This is a genomic window from Tabrizicola sp. T74, from assembly GCF_057219935.1.
In genome coordinates, this window is record NZ_JBXVVT010000006.1 from 1 (window position 1) to 18,596 (window position 18,596).

At 64.9% G+C, this 18,596-nt stretch carries 21 protein-coding genes; 8 read left to right on the forward strand and 13 right to left on the reverse strand.

The window, feature by feature from the left end; genetic code table 11:
• Positions 1 to 694: hypothetical protein (locus AC2EAL_RS17085; protein WP_484725441.1), on the forward strand; the 694-nt coding region annotated here is incomplete at its 5' end.
• Between the two features lie 31 nt (positions 695 to 725).
• Here the strand turns inward: AC2EAL_RS17085 and AC2EAL_RS17090 are convergent.
• Genes AC2EAL_RS17090 through iscR form a run of 11 tightly spaced genes read right to left on the reverse strand, consistent with a single transcriptional unit; the run spans position 726 to position 10,401 of the window.
• Entirely contained in the window at positions 726 to 1,946 is a 1,221-nt protein-coding gene (locus AC2EAL_RS17090) for a cysteine desulfurase (protein ID WP_484725442.1), read from the reverse strand.
• Positions 1,939 to 2,535, reverse strand: coding sequence for a YIP1 family protein (locus tag AC2EAL_RS17095; RefSeq protein ID WP_484725443.1), 597 nt, complete (start codon positions 2,533 to 2,535; stop codon positions 1,939 to 1,941). The genes AC2EAL_RS17090 and AC2EAL_RS17095 overlap by 8 nt, the downstream gene beginning before the upstream one ends.
• Positions 2,532 to 3,011, reverse strand: coding sequence for a YIP1 family protein (locus AC2EAL_RS17100; protein WP_484725444.1), 480 nt, complete (start codon positions 3,009 to 3,011; stop codon positions 2,532 to 2,534). Before AC2EAL_RS17100 ends, AC2EAL_RS17095 begins: the two co-directional genes overlap by 4 nt.
• Before the next feature lie 13 nt (positions 3,012 to 3,024).
• Positions 3,025 to 4,317 (reverse strand): Fe-S cluster assembly protein SufD, encoded by a 1,293-nt coding sequence (gene sufD, locus AC2EAL_RS17105; RefSeq protein ID WP_484725445.1) that lies wholly within the window; start codon positions 4,315 to 4,317, stop codon positions 3,025 to 3,027.
• Positions 4,317 to 5,072, reverse strand: coding sequence for a Fe-S cluster assembly ATPase SufC (gene sufC, locus AC2EAL_RS17110; protein ID WP_484725446.1), 756 nt, complete (start codon positions 5,070 to 5,072; stop codon positions 4,317 to 4,319). Before sufC ends, sufD begins: the two co-directional genes overlap by 1 nt.
• Positions 5,073 to 5,090: 18 nt before the next feature.
• The gene (locus AC2EAL_RS17115; RefSeq protein ID WP_484725447.1) at positions 5,091 to 6,770 is read right to left on the reverse strand and encodes a glycosyltransferase family 2 protein; all 1,680 of its coding nucleotides are present in this window, start codon (positions 6,768 to 6,770) and stop codon (positions 5,091 to 5,093) included.
• Positions 6,771 to 6,789: 19 nt separating this feature from the next.
• Complete coding sequence (locus AC2EAL_RS17120; protein ID WP_484725448.1) at positions 6,790 to 7,107, reverse strand: heavy metal-binding domain-containing protein; 318 nt, start codon at positions 7,105 to 7,107, stop codon at positions 6,790 to 6,792.
• Positions 7,104 to 7,325, reverse strand: a complete 222-nt coding sequence (locus AC2EAL_RS17125) for a hypothetical protein (protein ID WP_484725449.1) — start codon at positions 7,323 to 7,325, stop codon at positions 7,104 to 7,106. Before AC2EAL_RS17125 ends, AC2EAL_RS17120 begins: the two co-directional genes overlap by 4 nt.
• 29 nt (positions 7,326 to 7,354) lie before the next feature.
• The gene (gene sufB / locus AC2EAL_RS17130; RefSeq protein ID WP_484725450.1) at positions 7,355 to 8,875 is read right to left on the reverse strand and encodes a Fe-S cluster assembly protein SufB; all 1,521 of its coding nucleotides are present in this window, start codon (positions 8,873 to 8,875) and stop codon (positions 7,355 to 7,357) included.
• Positions 8,876 to 8,887: 12 nt separating this feature from the next.
• Entirely contained in the window at positions 8,888 to 9,931 is a 1,044-nt protein-coding gene (locus tag AC2EAL_RS17135; protein ID WP_484725451.1) for a cysteine desulfurase family protein, read from the reverse strand.
• Positions 9,928 to 10,401 (reverse strand): Fe-S cluster assembly transcriptional regulator IscR, encoded by a 474-nt coding sequence (gene iscR / locus AC2EAL_RS17140; protein ID WP_484725452.1) that lies wholly within the window; start codon positions 10,399 to 10,401, stop codon positions 9,928 to 9,930. The genes AC2EAL_RS17135 and iscR overlap by 4 nt, the downstream gene beginning before the upstream one ends.
• 174 nt (positions 10,402 to 10,575) lie before the next feature.
• Here iscR and AC2EAL_RS17145 point away from each other — a divergent pair, with 174 nt between their 5' ends.
• The 5 genes from AC2EAL_RS17145 to AC2EAL_RS17165 all read left to right on the forward strand — a co-directional run bounded on the left by AC2EAL_RS17145 (position 10,576) and on the right by AC2EAL_RS17165 (position 13,842).
• Complete coding sequence (locus tag AC2EAL_RS17145; RefSeq protein WP_484725453.1) at positions 10,576 to 11,235, forward strand: alpha/beta hydrolase; 660 nt, start codon at positions 10,576 to 10,578, stop codon at positions 11,233 to 11,235.
• On the forward strand, positions 11,235 to 11,519 hold the full coding sequence (locus AC2EAL_RS17150) for a hypothetical protein (RefSeq protein WP_484725454.1): 285 nt from the start codon (positions 11,235 to 11,237) through the stop codon (positions 11,517 to 11,519). The genes AC2EAL_RS17145 and AC2EAL_RS17150 overlap by 1 nt, the downstream gene beginning before the upstream one ends.
• 2 nt (positions 11,520 to 11,521) lie before the next feature.
• Positions 11,522 to 12,106 (forward strand): HD domain-containing protein, encoded by a 585-nt coding sequence (locus tag AC2EAL_RS17155; RefSeq protein ID WP_484725455.1) that lies wholly within the window; start codon positions 11,522 to 11,524, stop codon positions 12,104 to 12,106.
• Complete coding sequence (locus AC2EAL_RS17160; RefSeq protein ID WP_484725456.1) at positions 12,103 to 12,534, forward strand: hypothetical protein; 432 nt, start codon at positions 12,103 to 12,105, stop codon at positions 12,532 to 12,534. Before AC2EAL_RS17155 ends, AC2EAL_RS17160 begins: the two co-directional genes overlap by 4 nt.
• Before the next feature lie 93 nt (positions 12,535 to 12,627).
• Positions 12,628 to 13,842 carry an NADP-dependent isocitrate dehydrogenase gene (locus tag AC2EAL_RS17165; protein WP_484725457.1) on the forward strand — a complete coding sequence of 405 codons (1,215 nt, stop codon included), beginning with the start codon at positions 12,628 to 12,630 and terminating at the stop codon, positions 13,840 to 13,842.
• Between the two features lie 69 nt (positions 13,843 to 13,911).
• Here the strand turns inward: AC2EAL_RS17165 and AC2EAL_RS17170 are convergent, their stop codons facing one another.
• Complete coding sequence (locus tag AC2EAL_RS17170) at positions 13,912 to 14,457, reverse strand: dihydrofolate reductase family protein (RefSeq protein WP_484725458.1); 546 nt, start codon at positions 14,455 to 14,457, stop codon at positions 13,912 to 13,914.
• A 153-nt stretch (positions 14,458 to 14,610) separates the two neighbouring features.
• Between AC2EAL_RS17170 and AC2EAL_RS17175 the strand changes: the two genes are divergently transcribed.
• Together AC2EAL_RS17175 and typA are read left to right on the forward strand one after the other, a co-directional pair.
• Positions 14,611 to 15,234, forward strand: a complete 624-nt coding sequence (locus AC2EAL_RS17175; RefSeq protein ID WP_484725459.1) for a YitT family protein — start codon at positions 14,611 to 14,613, stop codon at positions 15,232 to 15,234.
• Between the two features lie 63 nt (positions 15,235 to 15,297).
• A complete protein-coding gene (gene typA, locus AC2EAL_RS17180; RefSeq protein ID WP_484725460.1) occupies positions 15,298 to 17,115 on the forward strand; it encodes a translational GTPase TypA in 1,818 nt (605 codons plus the stop codon).
• 38 nt (positions 17,116 to 17,153) lie between these two features.
• On the opposite strand, the gene AC2EAL_RS17185 is transcribed toward typA, so the two are convergent.
• The gene (locus AC2EAL_RS17185; RefSeq protein ID WP_484725461.1) at positions 17,154 to 18,587 is read right to left on the reverse strand and encodes an NAD(P)(+) transhydrogenase (Re/Si-specific) subunit beta; all 1,434 of its coding nucleotides are present in this window, start codon (positions 18,585 to 18,587) and stop codon (positions 17,154 to 17,156) included.
• Positions 18,588 to 18,596 lie beyond the last annotated feature (9 nt).

The window sequence follows — 18,596 nt, forward strand, 5'->3', positions numbered from 1 at the left end:
GCAACCGCTGTCGCCCCTGGCCGACACCTTCGCCGCGCATCCCGGCCAGTCGATGGAACTGGCAAGCCCCGAGGGCGCGCGGGCATCGGTGCTGATGGGCGGGGCCGAGGACTATGGCATCGCCCTGTCGCAACGGATGGGCGACGGCGACCTGGCGGTGGATGTGGGCATCAAGCTGGCGCGCGACGGCGGCAGCCTGATGGGCTTTTCCGGCAGCGGCAGCTCGGGCGGGGCGTCGATGGCCTCCCTCACCCTCGCGCTGTCCTCGGACACCGGCGAGGCCGGCGGCTTCTTCGCGCTGTCGGGCGAGCTGGGCGTCGCCGATCTCGGCAGCACCACGGCGATCTCCAGCTCCGGTCAGGCGAACTTCAACGCGGTGCGGCTGGACCTGGGCGGGCGGGACGTGTTTTCTGCAGGCGACCGGATCAGCTTTGGCATCGCGATGCCGATCGCCGTGACCGCGGGCGCAGCCGAGATGCTGGTTCCGGTCCGCACAAGCGGCGGGTCCGAGGTCCGTTCGGTCGGGATCGACCTTGCGCCGCAGGAACGGCAGATGGACCTGTCGATCAGCTATGCCGTGCCGATGGGCAAGCAGTCGGAATTCCTGATGGAAGTCCTGCACGCGGAAAACTACGGCAACATCGCCGGGGCCAGCGACAGCGCGGCGGTGATCGGGATGAAGTGGTCGTTCTAAGGGCGACAGGCGGGGCTTTCGGGCCCCGCCATCAGGCAAAAAGCTCGTGCGCCAGTTCCAGCGCGCTCACCAGGGCGTCCACCTCTTCGGTGGTGTTGTAGAGGCCAAAGGACGCCCGGCAGGACGCGGTGATCCCCAGATGCTCCATCAGCGGCATGGCGCAATGCGTGCCCGCGCGGACCGCGATGCCGCGCTTGTCGAGGATGGTCGAGATGTCGTGGGCATGGGCCGCGCCGTCCAGCGTGAAGCTGAAGATCGCCCCCTTCCCCGCTGAATTCCCCTGCACGTTCAGCCAGTTGAGCCCATTCAGCCGATCCCGCGCATAGTCGCGGATAGACCGTTCATGCGCGGCCACGTTGGCCATGCCGAGGCCCATCAGATACTCCAGCGCCACGCCCAGGCCGATCTGCTGGACGATGCCGGGGGTGCCAGCCTCGAACTTCATCGGCGGGTCGTTCCAGGTGATCTTGTCGCGCGTGACCTCGCGGATCATGTCGCCGCCGCCGAGGAAAGGGCGCATCTCGGCCTGACGCTCGGCCTTGATGTAGATCCCGCCCGAGCCTGACGGGCCATAGAGCTTGTGCCCGGTGACGGCATAGAAGTCGCAGCCGATGGCCTGGACATCAACCGGCATGTGGACGGCCGCCTGGCTGGCGTCGATCAGCACCGGCACGCCCTTTTCCCGCGCGCCCCGGCAGATGGTGGCAACGTCGACCACGGTGCCAAGGACGTTCGACATATGCGTGACCGCCACCAGCCGGGTCTTCGGCCCGATGGCGTCGATCACCGCCTGCGGGTCAAGATCGCCCTTGCCATCGACCTCCACCCATTTCAGCACCACCCCCTGCCGTTCGCGCAGGAAGTGCCAGGGGACGATGTTGGCGTGATGCTCCATCACCGAGAGCACGATCTCATCCCCCGGCTGGAACCGCGGCGCGGCCCAGGCGTAGGAGACGAGGTTGATCGCCTCGGTCGTGCCGGTGGTGAACACGATCTCGTCCTCGGACCCCGCATTCAGGAAGCGGGCCAGGATGCCGCGGGTGGATTCGTACTTCTCGGTCGCGAGGTTCGACAGGTAGTGCAGGCCCCGATGGACGTTGGCGTATTCATGGGAATAGGCGCGCGTCACCGCGTCGATCACCACCTGCGGCTTCTGCGCGCTGGCGCCATTGTCCAGGTAAACCAAGGGCTTGCCGTTCACTTCCCGCGCCAGGATCGGGAAATCGGCGCGGATCTTCCGGACGTCATACATTGGGCATCAGGGCCTCCGGCCCGACAAGCAGCACAAGCAGGAAGATGATGACGAACCCCGCCGCAAAGGCCGAGATCAGCATGCCGAGGAAAACCAGCCCACGGGACCGGAAGCCATGCAGTTCGGCGATGAAGCTGGTCATCAGCCACAGGAACACGACGAAGCCGACCAACCCGATCAACCCGGCGAGCGCGGGAGAGATCACATTGGTCACGAACTGAATCCCCTGCAGGACCAGGGTCAGGCACTGCAGCCAGACGACGATCAACAGCGCATCGGCAAAGCTGCCCACCCCGCCGAAGGCACGGCCGACGCGGTGGATCAGCACGACCGACAGCGCCAGGAAGGCCCATTGCACCACGGCGGTGCGAAACGGGCTGGCCAGCAGCATGGCGCTGATCGGGTCCATCGGCTGCGGGCTGATCTGGATCTGCAGGCTGGACAGAAGCGCCGACAGGACCGCCACCAGCAGAAGCCCCGCTGTGCGCGCAGAAGGCGGCACCTCTTCGGCCAGAAGCACGCGAGTCGCGGCCTTCGGGTCCTGCAACGTCAACTGCGCGAGCGAAATCATGCGATTGGTAAGGGTCATCCGCTTTGCGCCTCGTGCAGCATGGTGATCCAGAGCCAGAGGAAACCAACGCCGGTCACGATCGACACCGCGGTCAGCGCGGGCCCGGGGCCGATCATGCCACCCACCATGCCCTGCAACAAGAGCAGCGGCCCGATGGCTGCCAGCGCCCAGAAGAGCGCGATCCGCGCGCCATACCAGGTCCCCTGCCCGCCAAGCGCGCGCGAGGCCAGATGCGACACCGCGGCGACTAGATAGGCAACCGGGATCAACAGAAGCACGCCATAGGCCAGCGCGACGATGCGCGGGGTGGCCGAGGGCTCTCCGGCCAGGAAAGCCGCGCGGGCGGCGACGGGCCATTGGCCAACGAAGGCGAGCAGCAGGAACACCAGCAGGAAGGACAGTGCGAACGGCTCGGACTGCCCGCGCGCCAGGTGCTGGCGCAGGATGGCCCGGGGGCGCCGCCAGGTGGCGACAAGGTCGGTGGTTATCGACATGGGCCCGCCCCGGTCATTTCGTCCCGTGCCGGGCGAGCCAGCGTTCGAGGCGCGCGCGGATGTCCTCGGCAATGTCCTCGTCGGCGATCTCCTGGATGGCCTCAGCGAGGAAGGCCAGGACGAGCAGCGCCTGCGCCGTCCGGCGTGGGACCCCGCGCGACTGCAGGTAGAAAAGCGCCGTGTCGTCGATGGCACCCGACGTGGAGCCGTGGCTGCACTTCACGTCGTCGGCGTAGATTTCGAGTTCCGGCTTGGCCAGGAACTGGCTGTCGTCATCCAGAAGCAGCGACTGGCTGATCTGGTAGCCGTCGGTCTTCTGCGCGCCGGGTTTCACCAGGATCTTGCCCTGGAAGACGCCTGTTGCGCCGTTCATCAGCACCTTCTTGAACACCTGACGGCTTTCGCAGGCTACGGCTGCATGGGTGATGAAGACGGTATCGTCGTGGTGGAACTCGCCATCGCCGACCGTGGCGCCGGCCAGATGCGCCCGGCCTTCGTCGCCAGTCAGTTCGACCACCGCTTCGTTGCGGGTCAGGCGGCCGTTCGCCGTCAGCGTGAAGGACCGCATCTCGGACTTTGCGCCCAGACGGGCGAAGATATGCGTCACCGCGCGGCGTTCGTGGTCGCGGCCCTGCAGGCGGATGTGGTGGAAACTGGCGCCATCGGCGATGTCGACCTCCATCACCTTGGAGAAGCGCGCGGCGGCGGGGCCGTTTTCCAGCAGCGTCAGTTCGGCCCCCGGTTCCAGCTTGACGCAATGGTGGAGGATCGCGTCGGAAGTCTCTGATTGATGGGTGTAAATCAGCGAGATGGGCTTTGCCGCCTTGCCGGTCACATGGATCAGCACGCCATCGGTCGCGTAGGCCGAATTCAGTGCCGCGAAGGGACGGGCGACGGGGGTCTGGCCGCGCGCCTCAAGCACGCCATAGGTGCCTTGGGCCCAGTGGATGTCCTTGCCCCCGGCATCGGCCAGCCGCTCGATGGTGACGCCTGCAAGCGTCAGGTCATCCGAGGCCTGGGGGTCGAAGACGCCGTCCACGAACACGATCCGGACCCGGTCCATGCCGTCGAACGGCGCGGCCTCGTCAGAGGCGTCAAACCGGTGCGCCACGGGCGCCTCGGTCGCGTTCAGGCTGGCCGGATCGGTGTAGCGCCAGTATTCGTCGCGCCGCATGGGCAGGCCCATCGCCTGCAGCCGCACCAGCGCCTCACCCCGCGCGGCCCCAAGCCAACCCTTGCCCGCCACGGCAGGCAGAGCCGTGAGCCGCGCCTGCAGCGCGTCTTCCTTCGCCTTCGGCAGTGCCATCAGCCCACCTCGCTCAGGATATCGGCATAGCCATTGGTCTCGACCTCCAGCGCCAGCTCTGGCCCGCCGGTCTTGATGATGCGGCCCGCCGACATGATGTGGACGACGTCCGGCTTGATGTGGTCGAGAAGCCGCTGGTAGTGGGTGATGACCAAGAAGGACCGGCCCGCGCTGCGGAGCGCATTGACCCCGTCCGCGACCAGCTTCATCGCATCGACGTCCAACCCCGAGTCGGTTTCGTCCAGGATGCACATGCGGGGTTCCAGCATGGCCATCTGCAGGATTTCGTTGCGCTTTTTCTCACCGCCCGAGAAGCCCACGTTGACCGGGCGCTTCAGCATCTCGGCGTCGATCTTCAGCGTCTTGGCCTTTTCGCGGACGATCTTCAGGAAGTCGCCGGCGCTCAGCTCCTCCTCGCCGCGCGCTTTCCGCTGGGCGTTCACCGCCGTCCGCAGGAAGGTCATGTTGCCGACGCCGGGGATTTCCACCGGGTACTGGAAGGCCAGGAACAAGCCCGCCGCGGCACGTTCCTCGGGCTCCATCTCCAGAAGCTCCTGCCCATCCAGCGTCGCCGAGCCGTCCGTCACCTCATAGCCGTCGCGGCCCGACAGGACATAGGACAGCGTCGACTTGCCCGATCCGTTCGGCCCCATGATCGCATGGACCTCGCCCGCGCCGATCTTGAGGTTGACCCCGCGCAGGATCACCTTGTCCTCTTCTTCAAGTTTGACGTGCAGATTATTGATTTCAAGCATTTTTATCTTCCCTTGGTCTCAGCGCGCATCGGTGAACCAGCCGATGGCCGTCGAGACCATGTCGGGCGGGATCGCGCCGGGCGTGACAGTGAAGCGGGCCATCCGGCCCGCCATTTCTTCCTTGCGGGCCAGGCGTTCGACGCCGTGGTAATAGCCCCGCTTGAGATAGTCGTCGAAGAGCACCGTGACGGGCTTCGTCACCCGCAGCAGAACCGCAACCAGGCAGGAGGCGCGAAAGCGGCCGTCGATCAGCACAAGGTCGGGATGCACGAAATCGGGGCGATCCCAGACCGACAGGGCATAGCCGCTGAACTTGCGGTGTTCCCGCGGTTTCATCGGCACGCCCCAGGGGCCGGTCGGCCCGATATCGGCCCAATGGACCTTGGCCTTGTCCGAGAGGCTCGCCACGTAATGCTCCATCCGGTCGGCCCAGTCGTGGTCACTTTCGACGCTGAACACGGTCTTGCCCAGCTTGGCGGCCAGCACGGTCGAGCCGCCGCTGCCATATTCCAGGATCGTCTCGGCCGCCTCATAGTGCCGGACGAGGAAGCGGCGTTCCTTCGGCGCGAAGGTCAGGTCAAAGCTTGGGGCTTCGTCTTCCGGCTCCATCTCGCCATCCCCTCCGCGGTTTGGCACTATCGGCGGCATCGGCAGCGGGTCCGCCGCGCCGCTGGTCCCGGTTCCCAGTGCGGCCAATGCCTCGGCCACCAGCTGATCGACCCGCGCTTTTGCCGCAGCCACGCCCGGAAGCGCCATCAGCCGGGTGATTTCGGCGGTGACGGCAGGCTCCCAGTGCAGGATCGAGCGGTCCTCGGCCTCATTCCGGTCAAAGCGGTCAAAATATTCCGGCGTGTGGCGGGCATTCGGACGGCGCGGCCCGGTCGAGACCATGCCCCTGCCCCGCGCAGCCTTCAGCTGGAAATGGTCTGGCGTGCGGACCGAATAGTGGTTGATCTGCGCCAGGTTCCAGCCGAATTCGTGCCGCGAGGCCAGGTTACTGCGCCCGGCATAGGGCTGGCGGGTCAGCCAGGGCGCAGTGCGCGGGTTCTTCGGGTCAAGGGGTTTGCCATTGCCGCCCAGGCAGTCCGCCACCGTGACCTCGGCCCCCTCGACCAGACGAGGGAGGCCGGCCGAATTGGCCGAAAAGCCCGCGAACTTGTCGCCGGCGCGGAACAGCGGTTTCGTTTCCAGATTGGCAATGAAACCCAGCTTCGACGCGCCGATAAAATCCGCCGAGACATAGCGACCGGGAAAGCTGTCATTGCCGCTCGACCCGAACAGCCGCCAGTTCAGCATCAGCGCGCCTGCCTCGCCCAGGTGTTCCAGCAGGGCTTGCACAGTGCGGTCGCCGACGTGCACGTTCAGGAATTCGTCGGCGTCGAGCCAGAGATACCAGAACCCGGGACGATAACCGACCTCAGCCTCGAAGGCCTGAACAGCGGCGTCCTGTGGGGCAACGCCATACCCGGGCGTGGTGCGCAGGAAGGTCACCTCGCCCGCCGCCGCCAGCGCCGCCAGCAGGTCGTCCGACCCATCTGTTGACCCATTGGAGACAATGACCACCCGATCCACCCCGATCACGCGGTGGTAGGCCAGCCATTCCAGCACGAACGGACCCTCGTTGCGCATGGCCGAGACGAGAACGACCTCGGGCCGTTCCTTGGCTTCGGCAGGCGATGCGGGCAAGGGTTGGGTCATGGTCGGGTCGGATGCGATGTCACGCGGTAAGGATGTCGACAGCAGTGCCAGAAGCGGTGACCATCAGCATGTTGTTGATGACCTCATAGTCGAGGTCGATCCCCACGACGGCGGTTGCCCCAAGTTCGGCCGCGCGCTCTTCCATCTCTTGCAGGGCGGTACGGCGGGCCTTGCCCAATTCCTCCTCATAGGCGGCGGACCGGCCGCCTACGATGTCGCGGACCGAAGCAAACAAATCGCGGAAGATGTTCGCGCCAAGGATCGCCTCGCCGGTCACGATGCCGTGGTAGCGGGTGATCTTGTGGCCTTCGAGCGAGGGGGTGGTGGAGAGGATCATTCGCGCGACTCCCGAAGCTCAATCTCGGTTTGGCGAAGTGAAACAAAATAGTAGAAGGTCTTCATCGCAACAAAGACCGTCCCTCCGAGCACAATGGCTACCAGCTTCCAAAGGGCCGACTCGCCCTGATCAGGCCAAAGCACGGCCGCAAGCAATGCAGGAAACGCAAACGCAGTGACCAGGTAAGCAAGCCGCAAGAGGTCGACTTTGTTGGGCACCAGCCGTTTCCTGAACTCCGACGAACCCGTCACCCCACACTCCCTTCAAGGCTGATCGCGACCAGGCTCTGCGCCTCCATCGCGAATTCCATCGGGAGGGCCTGCAGGACCTCCTTGCAGAAGCCGTTCACCACCAGGGCAACCGCTTCCTCTTCGTCCATGCCCCGTGAGCGGCAGTAGAAGAGCTGGTCGTCATCGACCTTGGACGTGGTCGCTTCGTGCTCCACGCGGCTCGAATTGTTGCGCACTTCGATGTAAGGCACGGTATGCGCCCCGCATTTGTCGCCGATCAGAAGACTATCGCACTGCGTGTAGTTGCGGCTGTCCTTGGCCTTGGGGTGCATCGACACAAGGCCCCGATAGGTGTTCTGCGCCCGGCCCGCCGAGATGCCCTTGGACACGATCCGCGACTTCGTCCGCTTGCCGAGGTGGACCATCTTGGTCCCGGTGTCGGCCTGCTGCGCGTTGTTGGCGATGGCGATGGAATAGAATTCACCCTGCGAGTCGTCCCCGCGCAGGATGCAGGAGGGGTATTTCCAGGTGATCGCGGACCCGGTTTCCACCTGCGTCCACATCACCTTGGCCCGGTCGCCCCGGCAATCGGCGCGCTTGGTGACGAAGTTGTAGATCCCGCCGACCCCGTTCTCGTCGCCCGGATACCAGTTCTGGACGGTGGAGTATTTCACCTCGGCGTCCTTCAGGATCACGATTTCCACCACCGCCGCGTGCAGCTGGTTGGTGTCGCGCTTGGGCGCGGTGCAGCCTTCCAGGTAGCTGACGTAAGAGCCTTCGTCGGCGACGATCAGCGTGCGTTCGAACTGGCCGGTGTTTTCGGCGTTGATGCGGAAGTAGGTCGACAGTTCCATCGGGCAGCGGACGCCCTTGGGGATGTAGACGAAGGACCCGTCCGAGAAGACGGCAGAGTTGAGGGTGGCAAAGAAGTTGTCCGTGGGCGGCACGACAGAGCCGAGGTACTGCTTCACAAGCTCCGGGTGTTCCTTCACGGCCTCGGAGATCGAGCAGAAGATCACCCCAGCCTTGGCGAGTTCCGCCTTGAAGGTCGTGCCCACCGACACCGAGTCGAAGACGGCATCCACCGCCACCTTCCGCGGCTCGGCCTCACCTTCAACTCCGGCCAGAAGCATTTGTTCCTTCAGCGGAATCCCAAGCTTGGCATAGGTCGCCAGCAGCTTCGGATCAACCTCGTCCAGCGACTTGGGCTTCTTCGCCATGCTTTTCGGCGTCGCGTAGTAGAACTGATCCTGGTAGTCGATTTCCGGGTAGTTCAGCATCGCCCAGCGGGGTTCTTCAAGCTTGACCCAGCGCCGGTAGGCGTCAAGCCGCCAGTCGAGCAGCCACTCCGGCTCACCATTCTTCTGGCTGATGAGACGGACGATATCCTCGTTCAGCCCCTTCGGGGCGTAATCCATCTCGATGTCGGTTTCCCAGCCGTACTTGTACTTGCCGGCCATCGCCTGGACGGTCTCGATCGTCTCACGGTCGACGCCTTCGCGCACCTCGGGACCATTGACGGTTTCCAGCATGTTCATCGGCGTTTCCTTTCAGGCAGCCCGCGCGCGGGCCTTGGCATAGGCGGCCGTCCACACCCCGGCAAACCGCAGCACATCGTCTTTCGTCACCCCCGGGCCGATCGAGACCCGGATCGCCTGCCCCGCCAGCGCCGGGTCAAAGCCCATCGCCGTCAGGACGCGGCTGGCCCGCACCTTTCCGCTGGAACAAGCAGACCCCGCGGAGACCGCGAACCCTGCAAGGTCCATCGCCATCACCTGCGTCTCACCGCGCCAGCCGGGCGCGATCAGGCACAGCGTGTTTGGCAGCCGAGGCAAACCATTCCCGACGGAAATAGTCTCATTTGCCTGGGCCGACAACTCTGATTCTAGAATATTTCTAAGTTCGGCGACCTCGTCCCAGACCCCGGCGGCCAGATCCCGCGCAGCGGCCTCGGCGGCGGCAGCGAAACCGGCGATGCCGATCAGGTTTTCGGTCCCCGCGCGGCGGCCCATCTCCTGGCCCCCGCCTTTCAGCTGCGGTGGCACGTCGATCCCCTGCCGCACCACCAGCGCGCCGATCCCCTTGGGCCCGCCGAGCTTGTGGGCCGAGACAAGCCCCATGTCGCAGCCGAGCCAGTTGAAGGCCATTGGCACCTTGCCAAAACCTTGCGTCAGGTCGCTGACCGCCAGGCCCTGGGGAAGGTCCTGCAGCACCCCCGTCTCGGAATTCGCCAGTTGCAGCGCCGTCCGGGCGGGGTCGCTGACCGCCACCCTGCCCTGCGCATCGACCGGCAGGCTGGCCTCGCACCAGGCTGCCACCGCATCATGCTCCACGCCCGCGCAGACCAGCCCCCGGCCCGCAAGGGCCAGCGAAGCCGCCTCGGTAGCGCCCGAGGTGAAGACGATATCCGCCCCGTCCGCCCCCAGGGCCGCAGCGATCTTTGCGCGGGACTTCTCCAGTAGACCCTTCGCGGCCCGCCCCTCGGCATGGACCGAAGACGGGTTCCCGACCACCTCCATCGCCGCGACCATCGCTGCCTTGGCCTCGGGCCGCAGCGGCGCGGTTGCGTTCCAGTCGAGGTAGAGCCGGTTCATTCCTCATCCACCACGCGGAAAAGCGACGGCACCGCCGGGCACGGGGTCAGGTCGTTCTTCACCACGTCGCTGAGCCGCACCTGGTGCAGGAAGACATAGACATTGGCCGACAGGCTTTCCCACAGCCGATTGGTCAGCGACTGCGCCCGGGTGCCCGACAACCCTCCGCTTGCGCCCGCCCCGGTGTGCATGGCATCGACGGTTTCCTCCACCGCCTGCATCACCTCGGAAATCCGGATCTCGTCCGGCGTCTTCGCCAGTTTGTAGCCGCCACCCGGTCCCCGCACCGCCTCGACCAGACCCGCGCGGCGCAGCTTGACGAACAGTTGCTCCAGATAGGGGAGGCTGATGTCCTGCCGCTTGGAGATGGCCGCCAGAGACACCAGATCATCGCCCCCCGCCTTTGCCTCGGCCAGCGCCAGATCGGCCAGCGCAACCATTGCATAGCGTCCCTTGGTCGACAGCTTCATCCCGCCCCCTTCCCGCTCTCGGGAATCGCAATCACATTGACGCCAAGCCCGGGGCACATTACCTCAGTCAAGCCCCGAAAGCCCGACCCGGAACAGTCCTGGGCCGACTTTAGAACGGTTCTAGTTTATCCGAGCGAAAGCGTCAAGAAATCGCTCCTGCATGAGAAGAGTGCAATGCCCGAGGTTATCTTTGCCGGCCCCGACGGACGCCTGGAAGGCCGCTACCACCCGCAGAAGGACCGCGACGCGCCGATCGCCATCGTGCTGCATCCGCACCCGGCCTATGGCGGGACGATGAACAACAAGGTCGTCTACAACCTGCATTACGCCTTCTACAACCTGGGTTTCACCGTCCTGCGCTTCAACTTCCGTGGCGTGGGGCGCAGCCAGGGCGAGTATGACCAGGGGATCGGCGAGCTGTCCGATGCGGCCTCGGCGCTCGACTACCTCCAGGCAATGAACCAGAACTCCAAACAGTGCTGGGTGGCAGGCTTTTCCTTCGGCGCCTGGATCGGCATGCAGCTCTTGATGCGGCGGCCGGAAATCACCGGCTTCGTCTCGGTCGCGCCGCCGGCGAACCTTTACGACTTCTCGTTCCTCGCCCCCTGCCCGTCTTCGGGCCTGATCATCAACGGCACCGCCGACAAGGTTGCCCCGCCAAAGGACACCAAGTCGCTGGTCGGCAAGCTGCACGAACAGAAGGGCATCACGATCACCCATACCGAGATCGAGGGGGCAGACCACTTCTTCAAGGATGAAGAGGCGCATATGCAACCGATGATCCAGACGGTCTCCGACTACGTTCGTCGGAGGATGACGGAGGCGACGCGTTAATGTCCGCACTGCAGCAGATGGCCGACAAGCTGGCCGACGATGTCCTTGCCGCCGAGCGTGAGCTGGGCGACGACCGGTTCTATGAGAAGGTCAGCGAGATCCTGCTGGCGGCCTCGCCCACCTTCCAGGAGGCCTACATGACCTCGATCCGCGTGCGCCTGGCCGAACGCCGGGGCCGCGAGTTCCTGGAACGCGCGCTGGCCGCAAAGCGTGGCGGCGGGGTGATGCCCGAGGTTCCCGACGACGAGCCGCCCGAGATCGAGACGATCGGCTCTGGTCACTGACCGTGACCGCCCGGCTGGAGGCCCAGTTCGCCTTCCTGAACGAGGCCGACCGGCTGAAGCATGTGATGCGCGCGACGACCACGGTCGATGGCACGCGGCCAGAGAATTCGGGGGAGCATTCCTGGCACCTGGCCTTGTACGCGCTGGTGCTGGCCGATCAGGCCGGGCCGGGCGTGGACATCAACCGGGTGATCCGGATGCTGTTGATCCACGATCTGGTGGAGATCGACGTGGGCGACGTGCCGATCCATTCGCAGAACGGCCAGGCGCATGCGAGTGTGGAGACGCAAGCCGCCGAGGCGAAGGCTGCCGACCGCATTTTCGGCTTGCTCCCCAATGACCTCCGCGACGATCTTCGCGAGCTGTGGGAGGAGTTCGAGGCGGCGGAGACTCCGGACGCGCGGTTTGCCAAAAGCCTCGACCGGGTGCAGCCGGTGATGGCGAACCTGATGTCCGGCGGCGGGACCTGGGCCACCTACAACGTGACCTTCGACCAGCTTGAATCCCGCGTGGGCGTGAAGATCGCCAAGGGCGCGCCGGAATTGTGGGACTGGGTGCGGGCAAAAGCGCGCGGCTTCTTTTCGTGATCCGCACGTTCCTCGCAGTCACAGTGTTCGCCATCTGTAGCGCGCTGACGTGGGGGCTCGCCCTCCGTTACTTCGCATCGTGGTCGCACATATGCTTCCAAAGTGGCGTGGGTTGGGACACCGCGCTGCTCGAATTGCTTGGCAAAGCGAAGTGGGACTGGGGTCTGTTTGAATCTTCGGTCGCGCCGTATCTGCCGTTTCTGATCTTTTCGGGCCCGAGACAACCCAAGGTCCGCCATGTTTCCATGATTGCAGGCATGCTTGTGTCGTTGTTTGCTCTGCTGATTGCCAGTGGCCCGGCGACAGACGAACAATGCGACTCCAAAGGGCCCATTCCCGAAATCGGGCCCCTTCTCTTTGGTGTCTTCGTCTCACTTCCCTCTGCAATCATCCTTTGGTGGCTAACCAAGAGACGTCCTGCGGCGTAAGCACTCCAATTTCGGTATACAATCGCATACCGCACTTCCCATGGCTCGGTTTTTCCGCTATGAGGCCCCCAGAGAATCCTCAGGAGGTCGCTTATGTCGAAGATCAAGGTAGCCAACCCCGTCGTCGAGCTCGACGGCGACGAGATGACCCGGATCATCTGGGACTTCATCAAGCAGAAGCTGATCCTGCCCTACCTCGACATCGACTTAAAATACTACGACCTCGGGATCGAGGAGCGGGATCGCACCGACGATCAGATCACCATCGACGCGGCCAACGCGATCAAGCAGTACGGCGTCGGCGTCAAATGCGCGACGATCACCCCCGATGAGCAGCGGGTCGAGGAATTCGGCCTGAAGCAGATGTGGAAAAGCCCGAACGGCACGATCCGCAACATCCTGGGCGGCGTGATCTTCCGCGAGCCGATCATCTGCAAGAACGTCCCGCGCCTGGTGCCGCACTGGACCCAGCCCATCGTCGTCGGCCGCCACGCCTTTGGCGACCAGTACCGCGCGACCGATTTCAAGTTCCCGGGCAAGGGCAAGCTCACCATGAAGTTCGTCGGCGACGACGGCACGGTGATCGAGAAGGACGTCTACTCGGCCCCCTCGGCCGGCGTCTACATGGGCATGTACAACCTGGATGACTCGATCACCGACTTCGCCCGGGCGTCCTTGAACTATGGCCTCGTGCGGAACGTGCCGGTGTACCTGTCGACGAAGAACACGATCCTCAAGGCCTATGACGGCCGCTTCAAGGACATCTTCCAGCAGGTCTTCGACGCGGAATTCGCCGACGAGTTCAAGAAGCGCGGCCTCACCTACGAACACCGGCTGATCGACGACATGGTGGCCTCGGCGCTGAAATGGTCGGGCGGCTACGTCTGGGCCTGCAAGAACTATGACGGCGACGTGCAGTCCGACATCGTGGCGCAGGGCTTCGGCTCCTTGGGCCTGATGACCTCGGTCCTGATGACGCCCGATGGCAAGATCGTCGAGGCCGAGGCCGCGCACGGCACGGTCACGCGTCACTACCGCGAGCACCAGAAGGGCAAGCAGACCTCCACGAACTCCATCGCCTCGATCTACGCCTGGACCGGGGGCCTGAAGCACCGCGCGACCTTGGACAACAACGAAGCGCTGATGCGTTTTGCCACGACGCTGGAAAAGGTGACGGTCCAGACCGTGGAAGACGGCCACATGACCAAGGACCTCGCGCTCCTCGTCGGGCCGGACCAGAAGTGGCTGACCACGATGGGCTACCTGGAGAAGGTGGATGAATACCTGAACAAGGCGCTGAAGGGGTAACCTTCGCAGGGTGTGCAACTGCGCACCGTGGCTTGGAAATGGGGCCGGGGGGAAACCTCCGGCCCTTTTCTATGCCCGGTATTCGACCTGCACGAACCCATTCCCCCAGTGCCGCGCGGCGACCAGCGTCAGGTCGACATCCCCCGCCCCATGCCCCCAGAGCGGGCGCCCCTCCCCCAGCAGCACCGGGATCAGCGTCACGATCATCCGTCGCACCAGGCCTTCGGCGAGGAAGCTCCGGATCGTCTGTCCGCCGTCGAGGTAGATGCGCCGGACGCCCTCGGCCCCCAACTCTTCCAGCACCGCGCGGGGGGCTTCGCCGCTGACCCGGACCCTGTCCTTCAGCGCTTCCGGCACCCGCACACGGTCGGGGGTCCGACTCAGCACCACCACCGGCAGCTTGTAGGGCCAGTCCGGGAAGGTCAGCACCTTCTCGAAGCTTTCCCGCCCCATGACCAGCGCGCCGATCCCGTCCATGAAGGCCTTGTAACCGAAATCCTCGCCTTCGGGTGTCGGGCGGCCGACAAGCCAGCCAATGTCGCCGTCAGGCCGCGCGATAAAGCCGTCAAGGCTGGTGGCAATGAACACTTCAGCCGATGGCAGTTGCCCGGTCATGTCGTCCTCCATGCTGCGCGAAAGGTTGTGGACGTAGCGGCATGTGGCGTGGCAGTCAAGAACCTAACGAGAACATTCCTGCTTTTTTAGGTCAGCATTATTGACTTTATAAAGGTCACCCATTATGACCCACTTGACCCGCAGGAGGCCCCGATGCCCGACCGTCCCGACCAGATCTCTGACCGCCCGCGCCACAGTGCGGTGGACGACGCGCAAGGGATCGCCTTCGGGGTGACGATGGCCGCCTTGGGGATGCATATCCTGACCCACATGGGCTTTGTCACCGGCCAGACCACCGGCCTTGCCGTGCTGATCGCCCATGCCACCGGCCTGCCCTTCCCCGCCGTCTATTTCGCCGTCACCCTGCCCTTCCTGGGCCTTGCCTGGAAGCGGATGGGCGCACGGTTCGCCCTGAAGACCCTGGTCACCACCGCCGCCCTCTCTGCCCTCGTCGCCGTCCTGCCCAACTGGATCGAGCTTGGCCGGATCGAGCCTGCCGTCGCTGCCGTCCTCTTCGGCCTTCTCTTCGGCATCGCGGCCCTTGCTGCCATCCGTCATGGCGGCAGCTTCGGCGGGCTCTCCGTCCTCTGGATCGAGCTTCAGGACCGCACCGGATTCCCCGCGGGCCATGCCCAGCTTCTATCCGACGTGGTGATCTTTGGCCTCGCCGCCCTGGTGATGCCCTTCGACACCCTCGCCTACAGCTTCCTCGGCGCCGCAGCGTTTTCCCTGTTCCTGGCCGTCAACCACCGCCGCGACCGCTATATCGCCGCCTGACAGGCTCTGGCCAGTCGGCACAAAACCCTGTAAGGGCGCCGCAACCCTACAGGAACGGACCCCATGGAACTGCGCAACATCGCGATCATCGCCCACGTCGACCACGGCAAGACCACGCTGGTGGACGAGCTTCTGAAGCAGTCGGGGGCGTTCCGCGACAACCAGGCGGTTTCCGAACGCGCCATGGATTCCAACGACATCGAACGCGAACGCGGGATCACGATCCTGGCGAAATGCACCTCGGTCGAATGGAACGGGACGCGGATCAACATCGTCGACACCCCCGGCCACGCCGATTTCGGCGGCGAGGTGGAGCGGATCCTGTCGATGGTGGACGGCGTGTGCCTCTTGGTCGACGCCGCCGAAGGCCCGATGCCGCAGACGAAGTTTGTGCTGACCAAGGCGCTGGCACTTGGCCTGCGGCCCATCGTCGTCCTGAACAAGGTCGACAAGCCCGACGCCGAACCTGACCGTGCGCTGAACGAGGTGTTCGACCTGTTCGCCAACCTTGGGGCCGATGACGACCAGCTGGACTTCCCGCATGTCTACGCCTCGGGCCGGGCCGGCTGGGCGGATGCCGAGCTTGACGGACCGAGGAAGGATCTGTCGGCCCTCTTCGATCTGATCGTGCGCCATGTGCCCGCGCCCAAGGTCCTGGCCCGCGTCAATGAGCCATTCTCGATGCTGGCGACCACGCTGTCGGCCGACCCGTATCTTGGCCGCATCCTCACGGGCCGCGTCGAGTCCGGCCGCATCGGGACCGGCACCACGCTGAAGGCCCTGTCGCGCACCGGCGACCGGCTGGAGCAGTTCCGGGTGACCAAGATCCTCGCCTTCCGCGGCCTGTCGCAGACCCAGATCGACGAGGCCGTCGCGGGCGACATCGTGACCCTTGCCGGCATGACCAAGGCCACCGTCGCCGATACACTCTGCGCGCTGGAGGTCGACACCGCCCTTCCCGCTCAGCCGATCGACCCGCCGACCATCACCGTGACCTTCGGCATCAACGACTCGCCCCTGGCAGGCCGCGATGGGAACAAGGTGCAGTCCCGCGTCATCCGCGACCGGCTGATGAAGGAAGCCGAAGTCAACGTGGCGATCAAGGTCGCCGACACGCCGGGCGGCGAGGCCTTCGAGGTCTCGGGCCGCGGCGAACTGCAGATGGGCGTGTTGATCGAGAACATGCGGCGCGAGGGGTTCGAACTGTCGATCAGCCGTCCCCGCGTCATCATGCAGGACATCGACGGCGTGCGGCATGAACCCATCGAAGAGGTCATCGTCGACGTGGACGACGAGTACTCGGGGGCGGTCATCGACAAGCTGACCGGCGAACGCAAGGGCGACCTCGTGGAGATGAAGCCCGCGGGCGTCGGCAAGACCCGGATCATTGCCCATGTGCCCAGCCGTGGCCTCATCGGCTATCAGGGCCAGTTCCTGACCGACACCCGCGGCACGGGGGTCCTGAACCGCATCTTCCACGGCCACGCCCCGCACAAGGGCCCGATCCAGGGCCGGCGCCAGGGCGTCCTGATCTCGACCGAGGCCGGGGTTTCCGTGGCCTATGCGCTGTGGAACCTGGAAGAGCGCGGCCGGATGTTCATCGGCCCGCAGGAACAGGTCTATGTGGGGATGATTATCGGCGAACACTCCCGCGACAACGACCTTGAGGTCAACCCGCTGAAAGGCAAGAAGCTGACCAACGTCCGCGCCTCGGGCACCGACGAAGCCGTCCGCCTGACGCCGCATATCAAGATGAGCCTGGAAGAGGCGATTGCCTATATCGACGACGACGAGCTGGTCGAGGTCACGCCGAAAATCATCCGGTTGCGGAAGCGCGAGCTGGACCCGAACGAACGCAAGCGCGCGTCACGGAAGGAATGAAAAGGTAGGGTGGGCAAGTTGCCCACCCTACGTCTTTGTCACTCGATCATCGGCAAGAGGCTATCCAGCGACTTCTTCGCGTCGCCGTAGAACATCCGCGTGTTTTCTTTGTAGAACAGCGGGTTCTCGATCCCCGAATAACCCGTCCCTTGCCCGCGCTTCGACACGAAGACCTGCTTCGCCTTCCAGCATTCCAGCACCGGCATGCCCGCGATGGGGCTGTTCGGGTCTTCCTGCGCGGCCGGGTTCACGATGTCGTTCGAGCCGATGACGATGGCGACGTCGGTTTCGGGGAAGTCCTCGTTGATCTCGTCCATCTCCAGCACGATGTCATAGGGCACCTTCGCCTCGGCCAGAAGCACGTTCATGTGGCCGGGCAGACGCCCCGCCACGGGATGGATCGCGAAGCGGACGTTCTTGCCCTTCGCCCGCAGCTTGCGGGTCAGCTCAGAGACCGACTGCTGCGCCTGGGCCACCGCCATGCCGTAGCCCGGGATGATGATGACGCTGTCGGCATCGTTCAGCGCCGCTGCCACACCTTCGGCGTCGATGGCGATCTGCTCGCCGGTGACTTCCATCGCAGGCCCCGTCGTGCCGCCGAAGCCGCCGAGGATGACCGAAATGAACGACCGGTTCATCGCCTTGCACATGATGTAGGACAGGATCGCCCCCGACGAGCCCACCAGAGCACCGACGACGATCAGAAGGTCGTTCGACAAGGAGAAACCAATCGCCGCCGCCGCCCAGCCGGAATAGCTGTTCAGCATCGAAACCACGACCGGCATGTCCGCCCCGCCGATCCCCATGATCAGGTGATAGCCGATGAAGAGCGCGGCCAAGGTCATCCCGATCAGCGCGAGCGTTGAGCCCGACTGCAGATAGACCAGCAGAAGCACGACCGACAGGATCGCCGCGCCCGCGTTCAGCGCATGGCCCCCCGGCAGCTTCTTCGCCTTGCCGTCGACCTTGCCCGCCAGCTTGCCATAGGCGATGACCGAGCCGGTGAAGGTCACCGCGCCGATGAAGATGCCGAGGAACGTCTCGACCCGCAGGATCGAGATCTCGACCCCGGTCTTGTGCGCCACTGTCGCGGCAAAGCCGGTCAGGGCCGCCCGCGCCGCCTCATCCATCCCGGCGATGCGGACCAGTTCGATATGGGTGTTGAAGCCGATGAAGACCGCCGCAAGGCCGACGAGGCTGTGCATCGCGGCCACAAGCTGCGGCATCTCGGTCATCTGGACGCGTTGGGCGACGATCCAGCCGATGGCCCCGCCGCTTGCGATCAGAAGGACCGACAGCCACCAAAGGCCGAAGCCCGGGCCGTAGAGCGTGGCCGCGACGGCCAGCGCCATGCCGACGATCCCGTACCAGACCGCGCGCTTGGCGCTTTCCTGGCCAGAAAGACCCCCCAGCGAGAGGATGAAGAGAACCGCCGCAACGACGTAGGCAGCCGTGGTGAATCCATATGCCATGTCTGCCCC

What these genes read in the sequence shown, in the direction of transcription:
- AC2EAL_RS17090 (WP_484725442.1), bottom strand. Translation starts at nt 1,946, where the DNA reads ATGTATGACGTCCGGAAGATCCGCGCCGATTTCCCGATCCTGGCGCGG.
- AC2EAL_RS17095 (WP_484725443.1), bottom strand. Translation starts at nt 2,535, where the DNA reads ATGACCCTTACCAATCGCATGATTTCGCTCGCGCAGTTGACGTTGCAG.
- AC2EAL_RS17100 (WP_484725444.1), bottom strand. Translation starts at nt 3,011, where the DNA reads ATGTCGATAACCACCGACCTTGTCGCCACCTGGCGGCGCCCCCGGGCC.
- sufD (WP_484725445.1), bottom strand. Translation starts at nt 4,317, where the DNA reads ATGGCACTGCCGAAGGCGAAGGAAGACGCGCTGCAGGCGCGGCTCACG.
- sufC (WP_484725446.1), bottom strand. Translation starts at nt 5,072, where the DNA reads ATGCTTGAAATCAATAATCTGCACGTCAAACTTGAAGAAGAGGACAAG.
- AC2EAL_RS17115 (WP_484725447.1), bottom strand. Translation starts at nt 6,770, where the DNA reads ATGACCCAACCCTTGCCCGCATCGCCTGCCGAAGCCAAGGAACGGCCC.
- AC2EAL_RS17120 (WP_484725448.1), bottom strand. Translation starts at nt 7,107, where the DNA reads ATGATCCTCTCCACCACCCCCTCGCTCGAAGGCCACAAGATCACCCGC.
- sufB (WP_484725450.1), bottom strand. Translation starts at nt 8,875, where the DNA reads ATGAACATGCTGGAAACCGTCAATGGTCCCGAGGTGCGCGAAGGCGTC.
- AC2EAL_RS17135 (WP_484725451.1), bottom strand. Translation starts at nt 9,931, where the DNA reads ATGAACCGGCTCTACCTCGACTGGAACGCAACCGCGCCGCTGCGGCCC.
- iscR (WP_484725452.1), bottom strand. Translation starts at nt 10,401, where the DNA reads ATGAAGCTGTCGACCAAGGGACGCTATGCAATGGTTGCGCTGGCCGAT.
- AC2EAL_RS17145 (WP_484725453.1), top strand. Translation starts at nt 10,576, where the DNA reads ATGCCCGAGGTTATCTTTGCCGGCCCCGACGGACGCCTGGAAGGCCGC.
- AC2EAL_RS17150 (WP_484725454.1), top strand. Translation starts at nt 11,235, where the DNA reads ATGTCCGCACTGCAGCAGATGGCCGACAAGCTGGCCGACGATGTCCTT.
- AC2EAL_RS17165 (WP_484725457.1), top strand. Translation starts at nt 12,628, where the DNA reads ATGTCGAAGATCAAGGTAGCCAACCCCGTCGTCGAGCTCGACGGCGAC.
- AC2EAL_RS17170 (WP_484725458.1), bottom strand. Translation starts at nt 14,457, where the DNA reads ATGACCGGGCAACTGCCATCGGCTGAAGTGTTCATTGCCACCAGCCTT.
- AC2EAL_RS17175 (WP_484725459.1), top strand. Translation starts at nt 14,611, where the DNA reads ATGCCCGACCGTCCCGACCAGATCTCTGACCGCCCGCGCCACAGTGCG.
- typA (WP_484725460.1), top strand. Translation starts at nt 15,298, where the DNA reads ATGGAACTGCGCAACATCGCGATCATCGCCCACGTCGACCACGGCAAG.
- AC2EAL_RS17185 (WP_484725461.1), bottom strand. Translation starts at nt 18,587, where the DNA reads ATGGCATATGGATTCACCACGGCTGCCTACGTCGTTGCGGCGGTTCTC.